Origin of the sequence: Roseibium aestuarii (assembly GCF_008477545.1) — a bacterium.
Classification (GTDB): domain Bacteria; phylum Pseudomonadota; class Alphaproteobacteria; order Rhizobiales; family Stappiaceae; genus Roseibium; species Roseibium aestuarii.
In genome coordinates this window covers 1,911,194-1,932,697 of sequence record NZ_VORA01000001.1, presented here as the reverse complement: position 1 = coordinate 1,932,697, position 21,504 = coordinate 1,911,194, and the positions used below count along the sequence as shown (strand labels likewise).

The 21,504-nt window shown below is 64.3% G+C and carries 21 protein-coding genes and 3 tRNA genes; 12 read left to right on the top strand and 12 right to left on the bottom strand.

Annotation, left to right across the window (positions count from 1 at the left end; all coding sequences use genetic code 11):
- Positions 1-50: 50 nt before the first annotated feature.
- From FR728_RS08205 to FR728_RS08195, 3 genes are all read right to left on the bottom strand, one after another.
- Positions 51-434 (bottom strand): DUF423 domain-containing protein, encoded by a 384-nt coding sequence (locus FR728_RS08205; protein WP_149892059.1) that lies wholly within the window; start codon positions 432-434, stop codon positions 51-53.
- Positions 435-448: 14 nt separating this feature from the next.
- Entirely contained in the window at positions 449-2,494 is a 2,046-nt protein-coding gene (locus FR728_RS08200) for a M3 family metallopeptidase (RefSeq protein ID WP_149892058.1), read from the bottom strand.
- Positions 2,495-2,646: 152 nt separating this feature from the next.
- Positions 2,647-3,261 carry a pyridoxamine 5'-phosphate oxidase family protein gene (locus FR728_RS08195; RefSeq protein ID WP_149892057.1) on the bottom strand — a complete coding sequence of 205 codons (615 nt, stop codon included), beginning with the start codon at positions 3,259-3,261 and terminating at the stop codon, positions 2,647-2,649.
- A 548-nt stretch (positions 3,262-3,809) separates the two neighbouring features.
- Between FR728_RS08195 and FR728_RS08190 the strand changes: the two genes are divergently transcribed.
- From FR728_RS08190 to lhpI, 6 genes are all read left to right on the top strand, one after another.
- Positions 3,810-5,156: a substrate-binding protein gene (locus FR728_RS08190; protein WP_149892056.1), complete on the top strand. Its 1,347-nt coding sequence runs from the start codon at positions 3,810-3,812 to the stop codon at positions 5,154-5,156.
- 88 nt (positions 5,157-5,244) lie between these two features.
- A complete protein-coding gene (locus FR728_RS08185; protein ID WP_149892055.1) occupies positions 5,245-6,273 on the top strand; it encodes a branched-chain amino acid ABC transporter permease in 1,029 nt (342 codons plus the stop codon).
- A 5-nt stretch (positions 6,274-6,278) separates the two neighbouring features.
- Positions 6,279-7,421: a branched-chain amino acid ABC transporter permease gene (locus FR728_RS08180; protein WP_149892054.1), complete on the top strand. Its 1,143-nt coding sequence runs from the start codon at positions 6,279-6,281 to the stop codon at positions 7,419-7,421.
- A gap of 12 nt (positions 7,422-7,433) precedes the next feature.
- Positions 7,434-8,189 carry an ABC transporter ATP-binding protein gene (locus tag FR728_RS08175; RefSeq protein ID WP_149892053.1) on the top strand — a complete coding sequence of 252 codons (756 nt, stop codon included), beginning with the start codon at positions 7,434-7,436 and terminating at the stop codon, positions 8,187-8,189.
- Positions 8,186-8,965 (top strand): ABC transporter ATP-binding protein, encoded by a 780-nt coding sequence (locus FR728_RS08170; RefSeq protein WP_149892052.1) that lies wholly within the window; start codon positions 8,186-8,188, stop codon positions 8,963-8,965. The genes FR728_RS08175 and FR728_RS08170 overlap by 4 nt, the downstream gene beginning before the upstream one ends.
- A 146-nt stretch (positions 8,966-9,111) precedes the next feature.
- Positions 9,112-10,059 carry a bifunctional Delta(1)-pyrroline-2-carboxylate/Delta(1)-piperideine-2-carboxylate reductase gene (lhpI, locus tag FR728_RS08165; protein WP_149892051.1) on the top strand — a complete coding sequence of 316 codons (948 nt, stop codon included), beginning with the start codon at positions 9,112-9,114 and terminating at the stop codon, positions 10,057-10,059.
- Between the two features lie 9 nt (positions 10,060-10,068).
- On the opposite strand, the gene FR728_RS08160 is transcribed toward lhpI, so the two are convergent.
- From FR728_RS08160 to FR728_RS08145, 4 genes are all read right to left on the bottom strand, one after another.
- Positions 10,069-10,908, bottom strand: coding sequence for a GNAT family N-acetyltransferase (locus FR728_RS08160; protein WP_149892050.1), 840 nt, complete (start codon positions 10,906-10,908; stop codon positions 10,069-10,071).
- 61 nt (positions 10,909-10,969) lie between these two features.
- Positions 10,970-11,956 carry an acyltransferase family protein gene (locus tag FR728_RS08155; protein ID WP_149892049.1) on the bottom strand — a complete coding sequence of 329 codons (987 nt, stop codon included), beginning with the start codon at positions 11,954-11,956 and terminating at the stop codon, positions 10,970-10,972.
- Between the two features lie 125 nt (positions 11,957-12,081).
- Positions 12,082-12,156, bottom strand: a tRNA-Glu gene (locus FR728_RS08150).
- Positions 12,157-12,392: 236 nt separating this feature from the next.
- On the bottom strand, positions 12,393-12,833 hold the full coding sequence (locus FR728_RS08145) for a VOC family protein (protein ID WP_149892048.1): 441 nt from the start codon (positions 12,831-12,833) through the stop codon (positions 12,393-12,395).
- A 96-nt stretch (positions 12,834-12,929) separates the two neighbouring features.
- Between FR728_RS08145 and FR728_RS08140 the strand changes: the two genes are divergently transcribed.
- From FR728_RS08140 to FR728_RS08125, 4 genes are all read left to right on the top strand, one after another.
- Complete coding sequence (locus tag FR728_RS08140; RefSeq protein WP_149892047.1) at positions 12,930-13,703, top strand: SIR2 family NAD-dependent protein deacylase; 774 nt, start codon at positions 12,930-12,932, stop codon at positions 13,701-13,703.
- A gap of 185 nt (positions 13,704-13,888) precedes the next feature.
- Positions 13,889-14,437, top strand: a complete 549-nt coding sequence (locus tag FR728_RS08135) for a cold-shock protein (protein ID WP_377174735.1) — start codon at positions 13,889-13,891, stop codon at positions 14,435-14,437.
- 395 nt (positions 14,438-14,832) lie between these two features.
- Positions 14,833-15,324 (top strand): DUF192 domain-containing protein, encoded by a 492-nt coding sequence (locus FR728_RS08130; protein ID WP_149892045.1) that lies wholly within the window; start codon positions 14,833-14,835, stop codon positions 15,322-15,324.
- A 111-nt stretch (positions 15,325-15,435) separates the two neighbouring features.
- Positions 15,436-15,512, top strand: a tRNA-Pro gene (locus FR728_RS08125).
- A gap of 178 nt (positions 15,513-15,690) precedes the next feature.
- Here FR728_RS08125 and FR728_RS08120 read toward each other — a convergent pair.
- On the bottom strand, positions 15,691-16,179 hold the full coding sequence (locus FR728_RS08120) for a hypothetical protein (RefSeq protein WP_149892044.1): 489 nt from the start codon (positions 16,177-16,179) through the stop codon (positions 15,691-15,693).
- A 49-nt stretch (positions 16,180-16,228) separates the two neighbouring features.
- Positions 16,229-16,459, bottom strand: coding sequence for a hypothetical protein (locus FR728_RS08115; RefSeq protein WP_149892043.1), 231 nt, complete (start codon positions 16,457-16,459; stop codon positions 16,229-16,231).
- 334 nt (positions 16,460-16,793) lie between these two features.
- Here FR728_RS08115 and FR728_RS08110 point away from each other — a divergent pair, with 334 nt between their 5' ends.
- Together FR728_RS08110 and FR728_RS08105 are read left to right on the top strand one after the other, a co-directional pair.
- A complete protein-coding gene (locus tag FR728_RS08110; RefSeq protein ID WP_149892042.1) occupies positions 16,794-17,099 on the top strand; it encodes an ETC complex I subunit in 306 nt (101 codons plus the stop codon).
- Between the two features lie 106 nt (positions 17,100-17,205).
- A tRNA-Arg gene (locus tag FR728_RS08105) sits at positions 17,206-17,282 on the top strand.
- A 648-nt stretch (positions 17,283-17,930) separates the two neighbouring features.
- Here the strand turns inward: FR728_RS08105 and FR728_RS08100 are convergent.
- The 3 genes from FR728_RS08100 to FR728_RS08090 form a co-directional block, all read right to left on the bottom strand.
- Positions 17,931-18,110, bottom strand: coding sequence for a hypothetical protein (locus tag FR728_RS08100; protein ID WP_188318818.1), 180 nt, complete (start codon positions 18,108-18,110; stop codon positions 17,931-17,933).
- A gap of 1,559 nt (positions 18,111-19,669) precedes the next feature.
- Positions 19,670-20,347 (bottom strand): CAP domain-containing protein, encoded by a 678-nt coding sequence (locus FR728_RS08095; RefSeq protein WP_208998693.1) that lies wholly within the window; start codon positions 20,345-20,347, stop codon positions 19,670-19,672.
- A gap of 26 nt (positions 20,348-20,373) precedes the next feature.
- On the bottom strand, positions 20,374-21,201 hold the full coding sequence (locus FR728_RS08090; RefSeq protein ID WP_149892041.1) for a phosphodiesterase: 828 nt from the start codon (positions 21,199-21,201) through the stop codon (positions 20,374-20,376).
- Positions 21,202-21,504: the final 303 nt, after the last annotated feature.

Here is a 21,504-nt window from a genome sequence, read left to right as displayed (position 1 = left end):
GTCGCGGGACGAGCCTTGCGCGACGGGTCAGTGATTCCTGCATAGTGCCGTCAACGGGCGCGGGAGAAAAGCCCGGCGAGACCGAGGGTGATCCACGACAGGATCAGAGCGATCCCGCCGCCTGGCGCCGCCATGGGGAAGAGGCGGTCTTCCGCCAGCGCCCGGGACAGCATGTCGCCGCAGAAGAGCAACAGACCGAGGGTCATCAGCCCCAGGGCCAGGGTTGCGAGCGGGGCCCGCCGCAGGGTGGCCAGCAGGCCGGCGACGGCCAGCGCCGGCGCGTGGAAGAGCATCATCTGGCCGGCCTGCTGCATCAGGCCGGTGGTGTCCATGTGGGCGGCGGCGGCGAGCGTTGCCACACCGGCCGCCCCCGCAAGGCCGGCGCACAGGACGCCGGCCCGCAAGGGGGCCGCGCCGGTCGAGGTCTGGGTCATGTCAGGGCTCCGGATCAGGCGGCGAGGCCGCGGCTTTCCAGCAGGGCGTCGATCTTCGGATCGCGGCCGCGGAAGGCACGGTAGGTCTCTGCGGGGTCCGGCAGGCCGCCGGCGGAATAGATGTGGGTCAGCAGCTTTTCGGCGGTTTCCGGATCGAAGACATTGCCCGTTTCGCGGAAGGCGGCGAAGGCATCCGCATCCATCACTTCCGACCACATGTAACTGTAATATCCGGCCGAATATCCGTCGCCGGCAAAGGCATGGGCGAAATGGGGCAGGCGATGGCGCATGACGATCGCCTTCGGCATGCCAAGGGACGCTAGCCGGTCCTTCTCGAAGGCGGTCACATCCAGCGCTGCCGGATCGGCAAGGGTGTGGATGTCCTGGTCGATCAGGGCGCAGGCGGTGTATTCCACCGTGGCGAAGCCCTGGTTGAAGTTCTCGGCCGCCTTGAGCTTGTCGAGGAGAGCCTGGGGCATGGGCTCGCCGGTCTTGTAGTGCACGGCGAAGCGCGACAGGATTTCCGGCTCGGACAGCCAGTGCTCATAGAGCTGGGAGGGCAGCTCCACGAAGTCGCGGGCGACGGAGGTGCCGGAGATCACCGGATAGGTGACGTTCGACAGCAGTCCGTGCAGCGCATGGCCGAACTCGTGGAACAGGGTGCGGGCGTCGTCGAAGGTGAGCAGCGAGGCTTCCCCCGGCTTGGCGCGGGAGAAGTTCATCACGTTGACGATGATCGGCGGCACGTCGCCCTTCAGCCGGTGCTGGGAGCGGAAAGCGCTCATCCAGGCCCCGGACCGCTTGGAGGCGCGGGCGAAATAGTCTCCCAGGAACAGGCCGACGTGACGGCCTTGCGCATCCTTCACCTCGAAGACGCGCACGTCCGGATGATAGACGGGCAGCCCGGTCTTTTCCTCGAAGGTCACGCCGAAGAGGCGGGTGGCCGTGTGGAAGGCGGCCTCGATCATGCGGTCGAGCTGCAGGTAGGGCTTCAGCTCCGCGTCGTCGAGATCATATTCCGCCTTGCGCAGGCGCTCGGCATAGAAGCGCCAGTCCCAGGGCTCCAGATCGCCATTGTCGCCTGACGCATGGGCCAGAGCCTCCAGGCGGGCGGCTTCCTCGTTGGCGCGGGCGACGGCCGGTCCCCAAACCCGCATCAGCAGGTCGCGCACGGCGCCGGGCGTTCCGGCCATGCTGTCGTCGAGCTTGAAGGCGGCAAAGTTGTCGTAGCCGAGAAGGCGGGCCCGCTCGTCGCGCAGGGCCACGGTTTCGGCAATCAGGGCGCGGTTGTCGGTGTCGCCGCCGTTCTCGCCGCGGGCGGTCCAGGCCTTGAAGGCTTCCTCGCGCCGCGTCCGGTTGGTGGAGAATTGCAGGAACGGCTCGATGGACGAGCGCAGGAGCGTGATCACATACTTGCCCTCAAGACCCCGCTCGCGGGCGGCCTCGGCTGCCGCGGAGAGCAGGAAGTCTGGCAGGCCTGCAATGTCTTCGTCGGTCTCGAGAACCAGCTGATACTCCGCTTCGTCCTTCAGCACGTTCTGGGCAAAGCTGGTGCCGAGGGTGGCCAGTCGCTGGGAGATTTCGGCCATGCGCGCCTTCGCGGTATCGTCAAGCCAGGCGCCGGCCCGGCGGAACATGGTGGCATAGCGTTCCAGCACGCGCGCTTCCTCGCGGCCGAGGCCAAGCGTGTCGCGCGCGTCCCACAGGGTGGCGATACGGGCGGCCAGCCGGGCATTCTGGAAGGTCTGGGAGGAGTGGCGGGCGAGCTTTGGCGCCATCTCGCGCTCGATGGCCTGCAGCTCCGGGTTCGTGTGCGCGCCGGTCAGATTGTAGAAGGTGCGGGCGGTTCGGCTCAGGCCTTCGCCGGCCATTTCGAGCGCCCGGATGGTGTTGTCAAAACTCGGCTCGCTCTGCGCATCGGCAATGGCGTCGATCTCCGTGCGGGCCTGCGCCATGGTCGCATCGAAGGCCTCGCGGAAATGCTCGGGCTCGAGGGCGCCGAAGGGCGGCAGTTCGAACGGAGTGGTCCAGTCGGCGAGAAGCGGGTTGGAAGTCGTCATGACCGTTTCGCAATCCTTTGGGAGCAAGGCGGGAATCAGGGGCGGCGGAGGCCGCGCGGTTGACCAAGCATATGGCGTCTGTGCGCCGGGATGTGAAGCCTAGCGTGCGGCATGGTCCGGTGCAAAGGCCCCATCGAGGTGGGAGCGTGGCGTCACCACATGGATTTCGCGGCGCGCTCCGGCCATTCCCGGTCGTAGCTCTCGCCACCCACCTCGCCGGCGGTCATGTTGGCGAGGATTGCGCCGGGTGTCGGCAGGCTTGCGGGATCGACGCGGGCGGCCTCGTCCCAGAGACCGGCGCGCAGGACCGCGCGGGCGCACTGGAAATAGATCTCTTCGATGGTGATGCGGATGACGCTGCGGGGCGCCTTTCCCTCACGCGCGAGGCGCTCGAGCAGGTCCGGCTCGACGGAGATTTCCGCCCGGCCGTTGACCCGCACGCAGGTGCCCGATCCCGGGATCAGCATCATCAGGGCCACGCGCGGATCGCGCACGATGTTGCGCAAGGAATCGATGCGGTTGTTGCCACGCCGGTCGGGCATCAGGAGGGTGGTGTCGCTCTCGATCACCAGGCAGGTGCCCGCATCGCCGCGCGGGGAACAGTCAAGTCCCTCGGGGCCGCTCGTGGCAAGCGCACAGAAGGGCGAGGCCTCGATGAGGCGGCGGTAATCCGCCGTCAGCCGCGGGCTGACCTTGACGAGGCTGGCCGGGCTGCTCGTGCCATAGAGTTCGGTGAGGGCGTCAAGGGTGGTGATCGTGTGGCTCATCTGTGGCTCATCGTGTGGTGCGGCCGCTGGCGGATCCGGTCGGGCATGGGCGTCGGGTGCGGGCAGGGCGCAGGATGGAGACCGGAGCCTAGCACGGCCGCCGCTGGAAGACAGGTATCCTTGCGCAAACTTCGGGCCGAGACCTTTCCGTCTGGATCTGCGCTCGTATGTATTCCTGCGTCCTTGGACGGCAGTGCGGTATCCTTCCCTTGCTGCAATGCGGGATGACCATGAGGAAGTCACGGGTTCTATTGCTGAATCTCAAGTTTTGCAGCGCAATAATTCTGAGTTACTTTGCGAATCCGAATGTTGAAGCCGGGATTTTTCGTCGTGAAAACTGATTTTTGACCGTCCGATAGTCGTATTGCGAAGAAGTTCTTCAATTCCTTAGGATCCGGCTCAGGCACGCGCTGCGAACGAGGAGGCGTCCCCTGGTTCCGTCCGGCAAGGTCCGGCGGGTACGTGGGGCGCGGTTCGAGGCAAGGGCTCGCTGCGCGAGGAGGTGCAGCCGTTTCATCGAGGCTATGTGAGCCTTTCGGGAGGAAAGCATGACGATTATTCGCAAACCGCTGAATCGCCGTTCCATTCTGCGCGCCGGCGCGCTGGGCGGTGTGGCGCTGGCAACCCCCACGATCTTTACGAGCCGGGCCTGGTCGGCCGGATATCTGAACGAGCCGACCGGCTCCACGGTGACCTTCGGCTTCAACGTTCCCCAGTCCGGTCCCTATGCCGACGAAGGCGCCGACGAACTGCGCGCCTATCAGCTGGCCGTCAAGCACCTGAACGGTGAAGGCGACGGCGGCATGCTGAACACCTTCTCGTCCAAGGCGCTGCAGGGCAATGGCGTCAACGGCAAGAAGGTCGTCTTCGTGACCGGTGACACCCAGACCAAGTCCGATGCGGCGCGCGCGTCTGCCAAGCGCATGATCGAGAAGGACGGCGCCATCATGATCACCGGCGGCTCGTCCTCGGGCGTGGCCATCGCGGTGCAGTCGCTCTGCCAGGAAGCCGGCGTCATTTTCATGGCCGGTCTGACCCACTCCAACGACACCACCGGCAAGGACAAGCGCGCCAACGGCTTCCGCCACTTCTTCAACACGGAAATGACCGGCGCTGCGCTGGCTCCGGTGCTGAAGAACGTCATGGGTGCCGACCGTCGCGCCTATCACCTGACCGCCGACTACACCTGGGGCTGGTCCCAGGAAGAGTCCATCAAGAAGTACACCGGTGAACTGGGCTGGGAAACGGTTGCAGCCGTGCGCACCCCGCTGGGTGCGGGCGACTTCTCCCAGTACATCACCCCGGTGCTGAACTCGGGCGCCGACGTGCTGGTGCTGAACCACTACGGCAAGGACATGGTGAACTCCCTGACCCAGGCCGTGCAGTTCGGTCTGCGCGACAAGCAGGTGAACGGCAAGAACTTCGAAATCGTCGTTCCGCTCTATTCCGAACTGATGGCACAGGGTGCCGGTGAAAACGTGAAGGGCATCCTCGGCTCTTCCGGCTGGGACTGGAAGCTCACCGATGCGGGCACCCAGGCCTTCACCAAGTCCTTCGGTCAGGAATACGGCTTCCCGCCGAGCCAGGCGGCGCACACCTGCTACGTCCAGGCCCTGCTTTATGCAGACGCCGCGCAGCGCGCCGGCACCTTCATGCCGAGCGAACTGGGCAAGGCGCTGGAAGGCTTCGAGTTCGACGGTCTGGGCAACGGCCCGACCCTCTATCGCGCCGCCGACCACCAGTGTTTCAAGGACGTGCTCGTCGTGAAGGGCAAGGAAAACCCGTCCTCGCAGTACGACCTGCTGGAAGTGGTGGAAGTGACCCCGCGCGCCCAGGTCGAATACCCGGCAGAGCTGCTGGGCGGCGAACTCGGCCCCTACAACAACGGGGTCTGATCTCCGCTTGCCAACCGCATGACGGCCGCTCTCCGGAGCGGCCGTTCCCTGCCTGCGGGCTTTCAGTCAGTCAACTGCGGCGATACCGATGGATGTCTTTCTTCTCCAATTGCTGAACGGTCTGGACAAGGGCGGCGCCTATGCGCTGATCGCCCTGGGCCTGACCCTTATCTTCGGCACACTCGGGGTGGTGAACTTTGCTCACGGCACCCTGTTCATGCTCGGGGCCTTCTGTGCCATCACCTTCAACAAATTGCTCAGCCTGGAGCAGGTCCGGATCGATCCGGAGAAGCTGACCCCTTGGGGCACGCCTCTCGAGGTCCGCGAACCCTATGTGGAGGCGCTTCTCGGCGACTTCGGCCACTGGCTGCTCAACTATTCGGTTCCCGCCTCCATCCTGCTTGCGATCCCCGTGATGGCCATCATCGGCTTCGTCATGGAACGCGGCCTGATCAAGCATTTCTACAACCGACCCCACGCCGACCAGATCCTCGTCACCTTCGGCCTTGCCATCGTGATCCAGGAAATCGTCAAGACCATGTTCGGCGCCAATCCGATCCCGCAGATCGCTCCGGAGAGCCTGCGCGGCGCTGCCGACATCGGCCTGATGCTGGGCACGGATCCGGGCGTCATCGTCTATCCGGTGTGGCGCATGGTCTATCTGGTCTTTGCCGGTCTCGTGATTGCCGCCGTCTTTGCCTTCCTGCAATTCACCACCTTCGGGATGGTGGTGCGCGCTGGCATGGCGGACCGGGAAACCGTCGGTCTGCTTGGAATCAACATCGAGCGCCGCTTCACTATCGTCTTTGCGATTGCCGCGGTCGTCGCCGGCCTGGCGGGCGTCATGTACACGCCGATCCTGCCGCCGGACTATCACATGGGCATGGACTTCCTTGTGCTGTCCTTCGTGGTGGTGGTCGTGGGGGGCATGGGCTCGCTGCCCGGAGCCGTTGCCGCAGGCTTCCTGCTCGGCATCCTCCAGTCCTTCGCCTCCATGAACGAGATCAAGGACATTCTCCCGGGCATTGACCAGATCATCATCTATCTCGTTGCGGTGGTCATCCTGCTTGTGCGTCCGCGCGGGCTGATGGGTCGCAAGGGCGTCATGGAGAACTAAGAACAATGAGCGCAAGAACCTCTCCCGCCCGCGATCTCGTCTATTTCGTGATCTTCGCGGCGGCCGTCCTCACCATGCCGGTCTGGCTGGCGCCCATCGGCGCCGGTTACCCGGATCTCCTGCAGAAATTCGCGATCTACGGGCTGTTCGCGACGGGCTTCAACCTGCTCTTCGGGCTTACCGGCTATCTCTCCTTCGGCCATGCGGCCTTCCTGGGGGTCGGGTCCTACACGGCGGTCTGGTCGTTCAAGCTTCTGGGCATGAACCCCATTCCGGCGGTGATCCTGGCCGTCGTGGCCGCCGGCATCTTCGCCCTGGCCATCGGCTTCGTGTCCCTGCGCCGGTCGGGCATCTATTTCTCGATCCTGACGCTGGCCTTTGCCCAGATGTCCTACAACCTGGCCTATTCGGTGCTGACCCCGATCACCAACGGCGAGACCGGCCTGCGCGTCCTGCGCTCCGACCCGCGGATCTTCGATGCGGCGGACGGGGCAGAGGGGGCCCTCGTCTCCACCCTCTTCGGGATCGAGATGAATGGCTATGCCGGCTTCTACTTCTGCGCCGTCATCCTGATCGCCGGCTTCTTCATCGCCCAGCGGATCTTCCGCTCGCCCTTCGGCATCATGCTGCGGGCCGTGAAGTCGAACCAGAACCGCATGACCTACACCGGCCTCAACCCGCGTCCCTACACGCTGGCGGCCTTCGTCATCTCCGGTATGTATGCCGGGCTCGCCGGCTCCCTGCTATGCATCACCGATCCGCTGGCCGGGGCCGAGCGCATGCAGTGGACCGCGTCCGGTGAAGTGGTGCTGATGACCATTCTCGGCGGGGCGGGCACGTTGCTCGGGCCGCTGCTGGGGGCTGGTCTCATCAAGTATTTCGAGAACATCTTCTCGGCCTTCAACGAGCAGACCCTGCATTCCATCTTCAGCTTCCTGCCGGACTTCCTGGAAACCCCGGTGGTCGGCCTCATGAGCCTCTTCGTGGGCGAGGGCTGGCAGCTGACGCTGGGCGTGTTGTTCATGATCATCGTGATCTTCCTGCCGGGCGGCATCATGGAGGGGGTTTCCCGTCTGGGACGTCTCTTCAAGGGATCTGACAAGCCCTCTGCCGCCGACAAGGGCCGCGTCGAAGCGGCTGCCGAGTAAAGGAAACCACACATGGAAATTCTCAAGGTTTCGGGTGTGAACAAGTCCTTCGGCGGCTTGCGTGCCCTCAACAACGTGAACTTTGCCGTCGAAGAGGGCACGGTTCACGCCATCATCGGGCCGAACGGGGCGGGCAAGTCGACCTTCCTCAACTGCATGATCGGCCGTCTGGCGCCCGACACGGGCACGGTGATGTTCGGCGACATCTCGCTCACGGGCATGAAGCCCTTCGAGATCAACCAGGTGGGCGTGTCCCGCGTGTTCCAGACGCCGGAGATCTTTGCGGATCTGACGCTTCTGGAAAACGTCATGATCCCCACCATGGCCAAGCGCGACGGGATCTTCTCCCTCAATGGCTTCCGCCGTCTCGACCGGGATGCGGAGGTCCGCGACAAGGCGCTCCACATGCTGGAGGACGTGGGGCTGGCGGAGAAGAAGGACATGCACTCGGGCAGCCTGTCGCGCGGCGACAAGCGGCGTCTGGAGCTGGCCATGTGCCTGTCCCAGGATCCCAAGCTGCTGCTGCTCGACGAGCCGACCGCCGGCATGTCGCGCGCCGACACCAACAACACCATCGACCTGCTGAAGCGGATCGGCGACCGGGGCATCACCAAGGTCATCATCGAGCACGACATGCATGTGGTGTTCTCGCTGGCCAAGAAGGTGACCGTTCTGGCCCAGGGCACGATCATCGCCGAAGGCAAGCCGGAAGACATCAAGGGCGATCCGCGCGTTCAGGAAGCCTATCTGGGAGGAGCGCATCTATGACGCTTTTGGACAATCAGTTCGACGGGCGCGACGCGCCGGGCATCAAGCCGGTGCGGGCTCAGGGCGGGGCTCCCGCCTTCTTCTCGGCGTGGGATCTGCATGCCTATTACGGCGAGAGCTATATCGTTCAGGGTGTCCGATTCGACGTTCGCGAAGGCGAGATCCTGGCGCTGCTCGGCCGCAACGGGGCAGGCAAGACCTCGACCCTGCGCACCATCGCCCGCATGGACAATCCGCGCCTGACCCACGGGGAAATCTGGCTGGACCACCAGCCCCTGCACGAGATGAAGAGCTATCAGGCCGCGCGTCTGGGTGTCGGGCTGGTGCCGGAAGACCGGCGCATCATTCCGGGCCTGACGGTTCAGGAAAACCTCGAGCTCAGCCAGATCGCCGAGCCCAAGGGCTGGTCGATCGAACGCATCTACGAGCATTTCCCCCGTCTGGCCGAACGGCGCAGTCAGGAAGCCGTGACCATGTCCGGTGGCGAGCAGCAGATGCTGGCGGTTGCCCGGGTGCTCGCCCGGGACATCAAGCTGCTGCTCCTCGACGAGCCCTATGAAGGCCTGGCCCCAGTGATCGTTCAGGAAATCGAGCGGATCCTCGAAGGGGTGAAGGAGCTCGGCATCACCACGATCATCGTGGAGCAGAATGCGGTGGCGGCGCTCCATCTGGCGGACAGGGCCGTGATCCTCGACATGGGCGAGGTCGTCTTCGACGGCACCGCTCAGGAGGTTCTCGACAATGCCCAGCTGCGCCAGGAGTATCTGGCCATCTGACGGCAGGACCGCAGCATGAAACAAGGGGAGGCCGGTGCCATGGGTGCCGGCCTTTTCGCATTTGCGCCACCTGAATGCTGCCGCAGGCTTGCCAGAGGCCCCCGGCATGCTAACCATCTCCTTGAAAGAACAAGGAGTCATTCCCCATGCTGTTGCTCTCCGCCGAGCAGACCCGCGACGCGCTGCCCTTCGATCGCCTGATCACCGCCCTTGATGCGATGTTCCTTTCCGGCTGCGAGATGCCGGTGCGCCATCATCATGACATGGCTGTGCCCGGCGAGGCGGATGCGACCCTGCTGCTCATGCCCGCCTGGGTGCCGGGGCGTTATTCGGCGGTGAAGATCGTCAATGTGGTGCCGGGCAATGCGGATCGCGGACTTCCGGCCATCGCGGCGCAGGTGCTGCTGTCGTCGGGCCAGACGGGGGAAATGCTGGCCCTGATCGACGGGGGCGAGCTGACGGCCCGCCGCACGGCGGCGGCCTCCGCGCTTGCCGCGCGCTATCTGGCCCGCGAGGATGCCGCCCATCTGGTGCTGGCGGGCACGGGGCGTGTGGTGGAGAACCTCATTGCCGCTCACCGGGCTGTGCGGCCGATCACCCGGGTAACGGTCTGCGGCCGGTCGCTGGAGCGCACGCAAGCCTTCGCGCGGCGCATGGCAGATCTGCACGGGGTCGCCGTGGAGGCGAGCGACGATCTGGAAGGCGCCGTTGGGCAGGCCGATATCGTCAGCGCGGCCACCCTCTCCATCGATCCGCTGATCCGCGGCGCTTGGCTGCGGCCGGGCACCCATGTGGATCTGGTCGGGGCCTTCAAGCCTTCCATGCGGGAAAGCGATGACGAGGCGGTCCGCCGGGCGAAGGTCTATGTGGACACGCTTGCCGGGGCGACGAAGGAAGGCGGCGACATCACCCAGCCGCTGGCGAGCGGCGCACTCACCCGCGAGGCGATCTGCGGCGACCTCTTCGGGCTTGCCCGGGGCGATGTGAGTGGCCGGCGAAGCGCAGAGGAGATCACGCTCTTCAAGTCGGTCGGTGCGGCGCTTGAGGATCTGGCAGCGGCCATTCTGGCCTATGAGGTGGCCAGTCGCGCCTGAGGGCACGCTTCAGCCCAGTTCGAAGGTGGTGATCCCGAAAATCCGCGCCAGCGGCAGGTCGGGAGCCTGACCGCGATACATGCGCGCGGTCTCGAACACGGGGGAAAGGTCGTGGCGTTCGGCGAGCGCCAGGGCGGCCGCGTTGGGCTCAGGCGTGTCGAGGATGACCGTCTGGCCCTTCACCTGCCCGGCAAGGGCCCGGAACAGCAGGTCCGCGACTTCCGGCGTCTGCGCGAAGAGCGGGCCGATCTTGTACCCGTCCTCGCACTGGCGGATGGTGCCGAAGCCCTGAAGCGTCCCGTCTTCCACCACGGCGAAGGACTTGCGGGTGTCCGCCATCGGGTCCAGCCAGGCCTCGAGGAAGGCTGTCCGGTCGAAGCCGAAGAACTGCCTGTCCATCGCGCGCAGCGCGGGCAGCATGCCCTTGCCGGCAAGCGTCAGGCGCGGATCGGCGGGCGCGTCCACCGTGGAGAGCCCGCTCTGGCGGATGTTGCGGTGGGTCAGCGTGAAGCCGGACTTGCGGTAATTGTCCTGCTGGTCGACGACCCCGTCGAGGCCGACCGTGCGGTTGCCCAGACGATCCATCGCCGCGGTCCACAGGGCCCGGCCGTGGCCCTGACCGCGATGGTCGGGCGCGCAGATGTAGAAGCCGATGAAGCCGAAGTCGTCGCCGTAGCGGACGGCCGAGATGCCGGTCACCGGCTCGGCTTCCAGACATCCGACCAGAAAACCCTCAGGGTCTGCGGCAAGAAAGGCCGCGCCATCGTCCGATCCCGGGTTCCAGCCCTCGCGTGCGGCCCAGGAGACCAGAAGATCGACATCCTCGGGCGTTGCGGTTCGAATTTTCATGGCAAGACTAAACTCAGTGAATTTGATGCTTCAAGGTCGCGGTGGAGTGGTTGCGCGTTGATCAGGTCGAGATCCGTCGCTCAGTCCGGGAAACACGTCGTACGACCTGCTCGCGCAAAGCCTCGAGTGGACGGTCGACCGACAGATAGAAAGTGGTGGAGACCACAAGTATCACGCACAAGACAATGACCTTTTCGGTGCTGTCCAGAGGTCCAAGCAGCTCCTTCATCATTGAAATGATTGGCCAGTGAATGATGTAGAGAGAGAATGAGAAGTTTCCAAGGTGTCGATCGAGAGGGGAGCTTTGCTGACGCACGTTCCAGGCTACGAAGGGGGTCAGGAGAATGGTCCAGGGCATCAGGAAGACATCGCTCGAAAAAGCGAGGTCTTGATCCTTAAGAAGCAAGGGGCGGTAGGGGCTGCTCGCGTAGGTCAGCAGCCCGGCGGCAATGAAAAGACCGAGGGACGCCCATGCCGAGCGAGAACTGGGTGCAAAGCCAGATCGATAGATCCAGATGCCGCATGCAAAGCATGGCGCATAGTAAAGGGCAGTCTCGACGTCGAGATACTCTGAAAGTGCTATGCCGCACATTGTCAAAAGCGCCACGATCGCCAAAGTTCCCGATCGAGGATGGATTGGAGACTTGCTCATGCCAAGAACGATCAACGGAAGCGCGAGATAGAATTGCGCTTCAATATCTAGAGACCATGATACGCCCAAGACGTCGGCATCTGTAGATGCTATCCCAAGGAGGAGGAAACTCATCGCGGAAATTGGTTGATCGGTCGAGGATGTAAAACTCAGAATGACACCAAAAATCAACATTGCGGCTGCAAACGGCGCCCAGATGCGCAGAAAGCGAGAAATGTAGAATGTTCTCAGGCCGTAGTTTGGCGCATATTTTTCTGCATACATCTTGCTCACCCAGTAGCCACTCAAGGCGAAAAAGATGAATACAGAAGGCCTGCCTATTTCATAGTTTGACAGATGGCTGGCAACGACCATGGCTGCGAGAACGCAGCGGAATAGACCTGGTTGGAAAATCATTCGTGCGCCTGCGGCTAAATAGAAGAATGGTCTTGGACACCGAGAAATATCGGGCAATTCAAAGCGATAACCGGAAAAAAGACAACAAAAAAGCCCGCGCTGTTGCACGAGCTTCGGAAGAAAAGTGGTACGCCCAAGGGGAATCGAACCCCTGTTTTCGCCGTGAAAGGGCGACGTCCTAACCGCTAGACGATGGGCGCACTGTCGACGCTGCTGCGTCGGTGGAGAGGCTTATAGGCAGAATTTCCGGACCCCGCAAGAGGCTTTTTCACGAAATCTTCCCCGTCACTCCTGCCTGTGCAAAACTTTCGGGACGAGGGGCGCAAATGCGTGGAAATGCGCCGCAATCGGCATCGGCCCACCGGTCAGGCCCACCGCTCAGACCCATCGGTGGGGCCCGCCGGTGGTGCCAGCGGGCCCGGGATGCTCGGGCGGCTTACCAGGTGCCGGTGTTTTCCATGGAGATCCAGGGTTCTGCCGGGGCCAGAGCCTCGCCCTTCTGCAGGATCTCGAAGGAAATTCCGTCCGGGGACTTGATGAAGGCCATGCGGCCGTCGCGCGGCGGACGGTTGATGGTCACGCCCTTGGCCTGAACGCTGGCACAGAATTCGTAGACATTGTCCACTTCATAGGCCAGGTGACCGAAGTTGCGGCCGCCGGAATAGGTTTCCGGGTCCCAGTTGTAGGTGAGTTCCAGCAGCGGAGCCTTCACGTCGCGACCGGCGTCCACGTCCTCGGACGCGGCCAGGAAGATCAGGGTGAAACGGCCGGCTTCGTGATCCATCCGTCGGACCTCGGTCATTCCCATCTTGTTGCAATAGAAATCGAGGGACTCCTCGATGTTGGTGACGCGCACCATGGTGTGAAGATAGCGCATGGACGATTCCTCCTTTTTTGCTGGCGGGAAGCATATAAGGTCGTGGGCCGGAATGGCGAGGGGCGGGCGCAAGATCAGAGGGCCGAAGGGCGGCACATGGACGAGATTGTCAATCTGACGGAGGCACAGGCGGTCCTCCGCGACCTGTTCGGCGGGAGCGCCGGCCGGCTGGTGGTGATGACCGGGGCGGGCATTTCCACCGAGAGCGGGGTTCCCGATTTCCGCTCTCCCGGCGGCCTGTGGTCGCGCATGCAGCCTGTGACCTTTCAGGACTTCGTGTCCGATCCGGATCAGCGCCGGGAGGACTGGCGCCGCCGGTTCGAGATGAAGGAGATCTTCGATCGGGCGGCACCCAATGCGGCGCATCGGGTGCTCGCCGGGTTGAGCCGCACCGGCGGGCTGGAGCTGCTGATCACCCAGAACGTGGACGGGCTGCATCAGCGCGCTGGCGTCGCTGAGGAGTGTCTGGTGGAGCTGCACGGCAATTCCACCTATGCGACCTGCCTGGACTGCGGGCAGAGGGCCGAGCTGGAGCAGGCGCGACACGTGTGGGCGGATCACCAGGATCCCGTCTGCGCGGCCTGCGGCGGTCTGCTCAAGGCGGCGGTGGTGAGTTTCGGACAGGCCATGCCGGAGGCAGCGCTTCGGCGGGCCGCCGAGGCTGCGGCGCAGGCGGATGTCTTCGTGGTCATCGGATCCTCGCTTCTGGTGCAGCCCGCAGCGCAGCTTCCGGTGATTGCGGCGCGCGCCCACGCCCGTCTGATCCTTATCAACAGGGAAGCGACACCACTCGATCACCTTGCCGAGGTCAGCGTGCGCACGTCGATAGCTGAGACATTTTCGCACCTTGACCCGGGGAAAGTGACCTAGCGGCCTAAATCGCTTGTGGGGAACCGGGACAATTCCTCTTCCGGTGTGCCGGTGCGGTGTTATCCTTTTGTTAGGAATCAACCTGAGTCGCGTTTCGTCTGATCCTGAAACGCTCCCTGGTTGAGTGGTGCGAACGAAACGCGGGGCAATCGGACATGGGGGCTAAATCGCTTACGGACCCCCGCATGATCGAAGCGACGGACGATGTTGCCGTCGATGTGATCGAGATTGCGGGTTCGATCAAATGGTTCGATGTCGCCAAGGGCTATGGCTTCATCGTGCCGGACAGCGGCGAGGGCGATATCCTGCTCCACGTCACCTGTTTGCGGCGCGATGGCTATCAGACCGCCTATGAAGGTGCGCGTGTCGTCTGCGAGGTCCTTGACCGGCCGCGCGGCCTGCAGGCCTTCCGCATCCTTTCCATGGACGAATCCACCGCCGTTCACCCGTCCCAGCTTCCGCCGTCGCGCACCCATGTGCAGGTGGTGGCCGAGACCGGGTTCGAGATGGCGACCGTGAAGTGGTTCAACCGGGTGAAGGGGTTCGGCTTCCTCACCCAGGGCGAAGGCTCCGAGGACATCTTCATCCACATGGAAACGCTTCGCCGTTTCGGGATTGCCGAGCTGCGTCCGGGGCAAGAGGTTCTGGTGCGCTTCGGGACCGGCCCCAAGGGGCGCATGGCTGCCGAAATCCGCCCGACCGGCGCGGGAACGCATATTCCCTCGTCCCATTGATCAGACGGGGCGGGGGCGGACCGGGAGCGACGCTCCCCGACCGGAAAACACGCGATTTCAAGGGGCCTTGTGGCCCCTTTCGTCTGTCTGGTGTCCCGATCGGGCTTACCCAGGGCGGCCAGGGCAGGGGTCCTGCCTTGCTCTTGCCGCGCTGGCAGGCGATTGAGAAGCCCTTGGCCGTGATGCGGTCGGGATCAGGTCTTTGCCCCTCAGGCCGAAGGAGAGTTTCCATGTGGGAAGATGCAAGCCGGTCGCGCTGCCCAGAGATCCAGGCCGAGTACAGAGCCCGAGGCAACGCTCAGGGCAAGGCCCAAGGCAGGGCGAGGTTTCGGGCTGGAACCCTGGAGCGGAACAGGGCGGGGCATAGTCTTGCAGGCTTCACGCGCGTCGCCCTGATGCTGGCGCTGGTGGCAGGCGTATCGGTGCCGGTCCTTCGTCCGGCACTGGCGACGGAACCGGCGCAGCAGGCCTTGAGCGCCACGGCGGATGCGCAAACCCTGCGTCTTCCGCTGGAGATCCATACGCCCGAGACGCGGCATCTCTTTCAGGTGGAGGTGGCGCGCACCGACAAGGAACGGGCGCGGGGCTTGATGGAGCGGCGCGATCTCACCGCCGATCAGGGCATGCTCTTCCTCTTTGCCAGCGCCGGAGACCGGTATTTCTGGATGAAGGACACGCCGCTCTCGCTCGACATCATCTTCATCGGCGAGGACCGCCGCATCTTGCGGGTGGCGGCAGGAACCGAGCCCTTCTCCGAGCGGATCATCCCCTCCAACGGGCCTGCGCGCTACGTGCTGGAGGTGCTGGCGGGCACGGCTAAACGGCTCGGCTTCGGGGAGGGGGACCTGGTGGTCTCCGATGCCTTCGATCTTGCGCCGGGCGAGTGAGGGGCTCTCCGGCGAGGCCGGCGCGGAAGGGAACCGTGCAAAGGCGCGCGGGGCCGGGTCTTCGCCCTTGACGCTCCCGGTCCCGGGGGCTAAACCGTCCTCACTTCGGATCGGGGTATAGCGCAGCCTGGTAGCGCATCTGGTTTGGGACCAGAGGGTCGCAAGTTCGAATCTTGCTGCCCCGACCACTCTCCCTTCATTTTCAGTGTCTTGACGTGGTCTGTTCCAGTCTGCGGCTGGTGATCGTTAGCCCTTGTGACGCATTTTGCGCCCACGGAGCCCGCGTCCGGCCACCGTCACTCGCCGTTACAACGCCTTGCCGGGGTTGCGCGATGGCCGAACGGGCCTCGGCCGCCGCGCTTCGTCCTACTTGTCCCGGTGCAGGTGCTGGATCACGCCGAAATAGGCGCAAAAGCGCCGGTCGGAGAGCGAATTGGGCCGCAGGGCGATGATCAGCCGTTCGAAGGCGACCTCAACGCGGCGTCCGTCCAGCCGCATGGTGGTGCGGCCATAGCCGTAATAGGGGGTGCCGCCGAGCGCTACCCGATAGCCCTCTGCGGAGGCTTCCTCCAATGCGATATCCGGGGTGCGCAGGCTTCCGGCTTCCGGATCTGCCCAGTCGTCTCCGAACAGGGTGCGCTGGCTGGCGCGCTTGCCCACATAGAAAATCGGCGGCGGAGCGCCGTCCGTCATCCTGTCCGAGCAGAGGCTGAGATAGGGCAGGTGATCGCGCAGCCGGTCGGCGATAGGGGCCGGTCCGGACATCACGGCTTCATGGAAGGCGGAAAGATGCGGGTCGGCAAGGCCGCGCTCGATGGCTTTGGTGCCGATTTTGGTGAAGATGTGCTGGGTCATCGAAGGCAGGACAGAGGAACGCCGCAAGGGCCGAAATGGGGGGAGGGCGTCAGGCAAAGGCTTGAAGCAACACGGAAATGATGCCGCAGAACTCCCGACGCTCTTCGCATTTCAGCTCATAGGCGCTCTCCACCTCGTAGTCGAGGGACAGGATCATGTCCCACATGTCCCGCAGGCCCTGATCCTCGATCCGGCTGAGGAGCTGTTCCACCTCGTGCGGGGTCACGACGGCATGTTCGTGCCGGTAGGCCTCTGGCGGATACTGGAGGGGCAGAGACATGGGACCGCTCTGTTCTTCTGTTTGGATCTGCGGCCGGGTTGCGGCCTCCGGAAGATGACGGCGCATCTCCGATCCCGTGAGGCGGGAGGGCAATGCACCGGCCGGTTGCGGACCTCGACAGGGGCCCTTCACCTGACGCCGACCCTGCCATGAAAAGGGGGCCATGCCCATACCGCATTCTTCGTAAGTACAGTCCTTGATGGGCAAAATGGCGGGGAGGCGCAGCCTGGATCCGGATCTCCGGTTGACTTATGGCGCAAAGACGGGAAAAAGCATGATCCAGAGGAACCGGCGCGCAAGCGGCGGGGTTCATCCATTCTGAAGGTGTCTCACCATGGTTGCACGCATCTACCGTCCTGCGAAAACCGCCATGCAATCCGGCAAGGCCAAGACGCAACGCTGGGTGTTCGAATTCGAGCCGGAAATGGCGCGCTCCGTGGAGCCGCTCATGGGCTACACCTCTTCCGCCGACATGAAGGCCCAGGTGCGCCTGACCTTCGAGACCAAGGAAGACGCGATTGCCTATGCCCGGCGCAACGGCATTCCGCACCGGGTCGAAGAGCCCCGGGACCGGGTCGTGCGCGGCGCCTCCTATTCGGACAATTTCAAGTTCGACCGGCAGACGCCCTGGACCCATTGAGGTCCGCTGCCCACGACCGGCGTGGCGGTTGCTCTTCCCCGGAAGGGTGGCGGCCGCCGTCAGGCCGCATCACGTTCGTGCCGCGCCTCAGGCACGCCAGGACAAAGGCCCCGTAGCTCAGCTGGATAGAGCACTCGCCTTCTAAGCGAATGGTCGCAGGTTCGAATCCTGCCGGGGTCGCCATCCTGATTTTCAAGAATCTGTATCGGAAACGATTTTCCGAAATTGTTACGCACCCAAGCCAGGGGTGCGGGAGTGATGGGCCGTATTCCGCGCCTGATATGCTGGGCCTGTCTGCAGTCCGCTCCCCAACATCACCTTCGTCACCCCGGACGCAGCCCAACGGAGATCCGGGGCCGGTGAGCCGCTGGGCCAAGTGATCAATCGGCCTCAACTGAGAGTTCTGTGGCTCGCCGATCCCGGGTCGCGCTGTCGCTTGCCCGGGATGACGGTGGAGGGACATTGCCAGCGGGGGGGCAGCCTTTCGGAGGGTCAGCGACCTCTGCGTCGTCGTCCCGGACTTGATCCGGGATCCATTCCACGCCGCGACAGGTCCCTTCCTTGTGCACCGGGCCGGGGCCGCTTCGGGCGCTCAGGAGGTGAGTAGATCCCCGGTCAAGCCGGGGATGACGACCGTGAGGGTGCCCATTTCGAGAGGCTCGAAGGATGGCCCACCTGTTTGGCGCGCGGGACTCCGGCCGCTAACGGCATGCCTATTTCTTGTCCCGAAGGCCGGGCACAGTTCTGCCCGCCTGTTTGGCGTCCAGAAACCTGGCCGGAAAAAAGGCGCGTCTATTTGGCGCCCAAAACCTGAGTAGAAAAAAGGCGCGCCTATTTGGCGCGCCGGGGCTTTCTGGACCGCTCCAGGTCGGGCATGGGGGTGATGCGGGCCCGCAGGGCGAGGTTCATCTCCTCGCTGTCCTCGTCGAGCGCGCTGAGGGCCAGATCGAGGAGATAGGCGCAGAAGGTTCGATCCTTCATCTCAGCTTCGCGCTTGGTGAAGCTGATCATCCGGCGAAGGCTTTCCGCGTCGGAGAGCGCCGCGAGGTTTGGCCCGGTCGCCTCGCAGGGGCGTCGCCCCTCGGGCGCGCCGGCAGCTGTTCCTTGATCCGGGCGGAGATGGCCCTCGCCAAGATCCGGTGAGATGCGGGACTGATGATCGTGTGCCAGTTCGAAAACGTTCGTCTCGCCTTTCGACATGGTATGTACCACTCAAGATGTAGGGTCTGCGGCGCGGCCAAGGGCCGTCCTCCGCTGGATCCCCGGTCCCGGGATCCTGTGCAACAGGCTACGCATCCAGCCCGGCTCGTTCTTCGCGAGACCCTTTTGGGCCCTGATGCGGGAACGGAGCGGCAGTCCGGCGTTCTGGCGCCGATGGCGGAGGGGCTGCAAGGGATTTGGCAATCCCCGGCGTCCCTCGGCAATCTGCCGGGGCGTATCCTGCGTCAGTGTCTGATCGGTCGGCGCACGAAAAGGGGTCGCCACACGGCAGGATGCCCGGGGTGTGCTGCAGGGTTGCACCGGATTCCGCAGTCTTCGGCGCCGTCTCCGGACGAAAGTCCTTGCCATGCCCACAAGCACGAGACGCGCGAAAGGATCCGCGGAATGCCGGAGATGCTCTGCTCCGGATGTCCCACCATGGCCACGCTCTGGCACCCTGATCTCCGAGGGTCGGAGACCTCTCGCCGTATCCGGCAAGATCTCGCGCAAGTCCGTGGCGGTCGATGTGCCGGCGCCGCGATGGCCCATATCGCAGTCCGGCCCCTTCCAGTTCGCCAACCGCGTCCGACATGACAGCGATCGGTATGTTCGAGTTCTCCCTCGATGGGTTCGGTCACTTGCCCTGACAGCCAGGGGAGCGGCCGAACTGAATTCGGAGCGGCTTCTCGGGCTTGATCTGGTATTTTTACCGGATTTTTGCGCCAAAAAGCCCTTCAGTGCCGTTCGTGAGCTTGCTTCAGCCCGGTATCCACAAGTGGAACGGCGCATGGTGCCGACCAGACCTGCGATGCGTGATCGCGAACAGAAGTGAAGTATCTCCGATTTCTTTCCATATATCCAGTGTTACCTGATCCCTTTGCGGAGAACATCGCAAACGCGACGTTGCGGAGGCAAGATGTTTGCCGGGCAAGCACCGCGAAGACAAGCATGACGCGACGTTTCCGACGCCGTCTTTGCAACGTTGCTCCGGGGGCGAGGCCGGGCTGTCTGCTGTGGGTGGCGGGCGATCTCTCAGGAGCGGGGGAGGTGACCGCGGTTGCGTCGCGAACGTGCTGCGTGCGGGTGGTGCTTCGGGGTGCCAGTTGGGGTGTTGACGGGTGTGATTCCCTGGGCTAGAAAATACTTGAGAATAATACTCCAGTTTTGGAGCGGCGTTCTCACTGGCGATTGCCGGTTTCCCCGAAAGGGGTCTCTGGAACCTACCTGCGGCGGATCTCCTCGGAGATCCGCTCTTTTTTTGACCAGGGTTCTGCCGGGTGTCATGGTCGTTTCCGGGGCGTTTCCCAGGCCTCTCTCGGGCCTCTCGGGGGCCTCTGGGGGGGGATCCCCAGCCCCGGCAGCGGGCCGGCTCAGGAATAGCCGGGAACCAGTTCCGGGCGGCCGTCGAGGCGCGGACGACCCAGGGTCATCACCCAGAAATGGCGCCATTTGCCGTTTGAGCGGTCGATCGAGGCGACACCCACTTCCGTCACATAGGGGTTGAGCAGGTTCTTGTTGTGCCCGGGCGAGCCCTTCCAGCCGTCGAAGGCCGCTGGCAGGTTGGCATAACCGGCGCCCAGGTTCTCGGCCGCCGCATAATTGTCATAGCGGGCGTCGGCCAGCCGCTGACCGAGACCGAAGCGGCTGTGCGCCCAGGTGTCCATGCTGTCCTGTTCGGCGATTCGCCGGGCCATGTCGGCGGAGACGGACACGAGGGCCTGACTGGCGCGCAAGGGAGCGCGGCCGTGACCGGCGCGATAGGCGTTGATCAGGGCGAGCACCTGAGACTGGTCGACCGGGATTACCGTAAAACTGGGGCCGTCCTCAGCCATGTCGCCGAAGGGAAGCCCGGCGCAGGAGGCCAGCAGCAGGCTTGCGCCCGCCGCGATCAGCCCCCTCCGGGAGACGCAGGCGGCAAGGCTCTGCCCGGTTCGAGCGCCGGGGTGCCCGGCGCCCGACAGGTTCGTGGCCTTTCGCCAGGGGAGGCCAGGGATCAGATCATCGGCGGGGTGGCTCCGCGCGAGCAAGGTCCGGTGATCGTCTGCCATCTGGGTCTCCTGGAAGCGGTGGGCGGTCAACCGCCCCAGCTTACTCCCTCATCGGCCCAGAAGGGGAAGGGGCCTTCATGATTTTCCACATAGGCGGTGTGGGTGACGAGGCCGAAGGGCTCGATCCAGGCATGAAGATAATAGGCGGCCGGGTCGAAGTTGAACTGGGCCGGGGCTTCCGGGTCGAGATCCAGCACCACCTGATGCCCGGTGGCCGGGGCGATGGTCAGGGTCTTGCCGGCGAAGCTGGCGATGATCGGTCGATGCACGTGGCCGCAGATGATCCGCTCCACATGGGCGTGGGGGCGCAGCACCTCGGCAAGGGCGGCAGCATCGACGAGGCCGATGCGGTCCATGTGGGCAAAGCCGGTGGGGATGGGCGGATGATGCAGGGCGACCACCGTCGGCTTGTCGGAGGCGGCGAGCTCACCGGCCAGCCACTCCAGCTGAAGCGTTCCGATCTCGCCATGGGGTTTGCCGGGCACATGGGTGTCGAGGGCGATCAGGCGCAGCTTGCCCACCTCGGCCACATAATGCAGCTTGCCGTCGAGCCCGACGTTGTCGGGGGCGAACTCCGCCAGTTCGCGGGCCATGTCGGCGCTGCCGTCGTGATTGCCGGGGATGACATAGACCGGCATGGGCAGCTTCTTCAGGAGACGGCGGACCTGGGCATATTCGCGCGGGTCGCTCTTGTCGGTCAGATCGCCGGTCACGATGACGGCGTCGGGGCGCGGGGTCTGGGCCATCAGCGCATTGATGGCGCGCTCGGCCAGCATGTTGGTGTCGCTGACCCGGTAACAGGTCAGGCCGTTCGGCCGCTGGTGCAGGTCGGTGATCTGGGCAAGAATGGTCATGGAGAAGTCTGGGTCTCTGAAACGGGTCGGAGCTGGGAAAAAGCCTCTGGAACAGGCCGTCCGACGATAGCCTGAAGGGGCGGAAGCGCAAGCAGCTGTTTCCCTTTTCCGTCCGGTCCTGTAGAGGGAAACGTCTGGCCCGGGGCTTTACGCCGGGCATGTGACAATCTGACGAAGGACGATAGCCAGTGACGGCGGAAGAGAGCACGAAGGCTGAAGCATCCCCTGCCGCGACGGCTGCGACCGGAGGCCGCGCCGCTGGCAGGGCTGACGTCGCACGACCTTGGTGGCTGCGGCTTCTGG

Bases quoted from the DNA above. Each gene is read 5' to 3' on its own strand.
- FR728_RS08205 (WP_149892059.1), bottom strand. From the start codon at position 434: ATGACCCAGACCTCGACCGGCGCGGCCCCCTTGCGGGCCGGCGTCCTG.
- FR728_RS08200 (WP_149892058.1), bottom strand. From the start codon at position 2,494: ATGACGACTTCCAACCCGCTTCTCGCCGACTGGACCACTCCGTTCGAA.
- FR728_RS08195 (WP_149892057.1), bottom strand. From the start codon at position 3,261: ATGAGCCACACGATCACCACCCTTGACGCCCTCACCGAACTCTATGGC.
- FR728_RS08190 (WP_149892056.1), top strand. From the start codon at position 3,810: ATGACGATTATTCGCAAACCGCTGAATCGCCGTTCCATTCTGCGCGCC.
- FR728_RS08185 (WP_149892055.1), top strand. From the start codon at position 5,245: ATGGATGTCTTTCTTCTCCAATTGCTGAACGGTCTGGACAAGGGCGGC.
- FR728_RS08180 (WP_149892054.1), top strand. From the start codon at position 6,279: ATGAGCGCAAGAACCTCTCCCGCCCGCGATCTCGTCTATTTCGTGATC.
- FR728_RS08175 (WP_149892053.1), top strand. From the start codon at position 7,434: ATGGAAATTCTCAAGGTTTCGGGTGTGAACAAGTCCTTCGGCGGCTTG.
- FR728_RS08170 (WP_149892052.1), top strand. From the start codon at position 8,186: ATGACGCTTTTGGACAATCAGTTCGACGGGCGCGACGCGCCGGGCATC.
- lhpI (WP_149892051.1), top strand. From the start codon at position 9,112: ATGCTGTTGCTCTCCGCCGAGCAGACCCGCGACGCGCTGCCCTTCGAT.
- FR728_RS08160 (WP_149892050.1), bottom strand. From the start codon at position 10,908: ATGAAAATTCGAACCGCAACGCCCGAGGATGTCGATCTTCTGGTCTCC.
- FR728_RS08155 (WP_149892049.1), bottom strand. From the start codon at position 11,956: ATGATTTTCCAACCAGGTCTATTCCGCTGCGTTCTCGCAGCCATGGTC.
- FR728_RS08145 (WP_149892048.1), bottom strand. From the start codon at position 12,833: ATGCGCTATCTTCACACCATGGTGCGCGTCACCAACATCGAGGAGTCC.
- FR728_RS08140 (WP_149892047.1), top strand. From the start codon at position 12,930: ATGGACGAGATTGTCAATCTGACGGAGGCACAGGCGGTCCTCCGCGAC.
- FR728_RS08135 (WP_377174735.1), top strand. From the start codon at position 13,889: ATGATCGAAGCGACGGACGATGTTGCCGTCGATGTGATCGAGATTGCG.
- FR728_RS08130 (WP_149892045.1), top strand. From the start codon at position 14,833: ATGCTGGCGCTGGTGGCAGGCGTATCGGTGCCGGTCCTTCGTCCGGCA.
- FR728_RS08120 (WP_149892044.1), bottom strand. From the start codon at position 16,179: ATGACCCAGCACATCTTCACCAAAATCGGCACCAAAGCCATCGAGCGC.
- FR728_RS08115 (WP_149892043.1), bottom strand. From the start codon at position 16,459: ATGTCTCTGCCCCTCCAGTATCCGCCAGAGGCCTACCGGCACGAACAT.
- FR728_RS08110 (WP_149892042.1), top strand. From the start codon at position 16,794: ATGGTTGCACGCATCTACCGTCCTGCGAAAACCGCCATGCAATCCGGC.
- FR728_RS08100 (WP_188318818.1), bottom strand. From the start codon at position 18,110: ATGATCAGCTTCACCAAGCGCGAAGCTGAGATGAAGGATCGAACCTTC.
- FR728_RS08095 (WP_208998693.1), bottom strand. From the start codon at position 20,347: ATGGCAGACGATCACCGGACCTTGCTCGCGCGGAGCCACCCCGCCGAT.
- FR728_RS08090 (WP_149892041.1), bottom strand. From the start codon at position 21,201: ATGACCATTCTTGCCCAGATCACCGACCTGCACCAGCGGCCGAACGGC.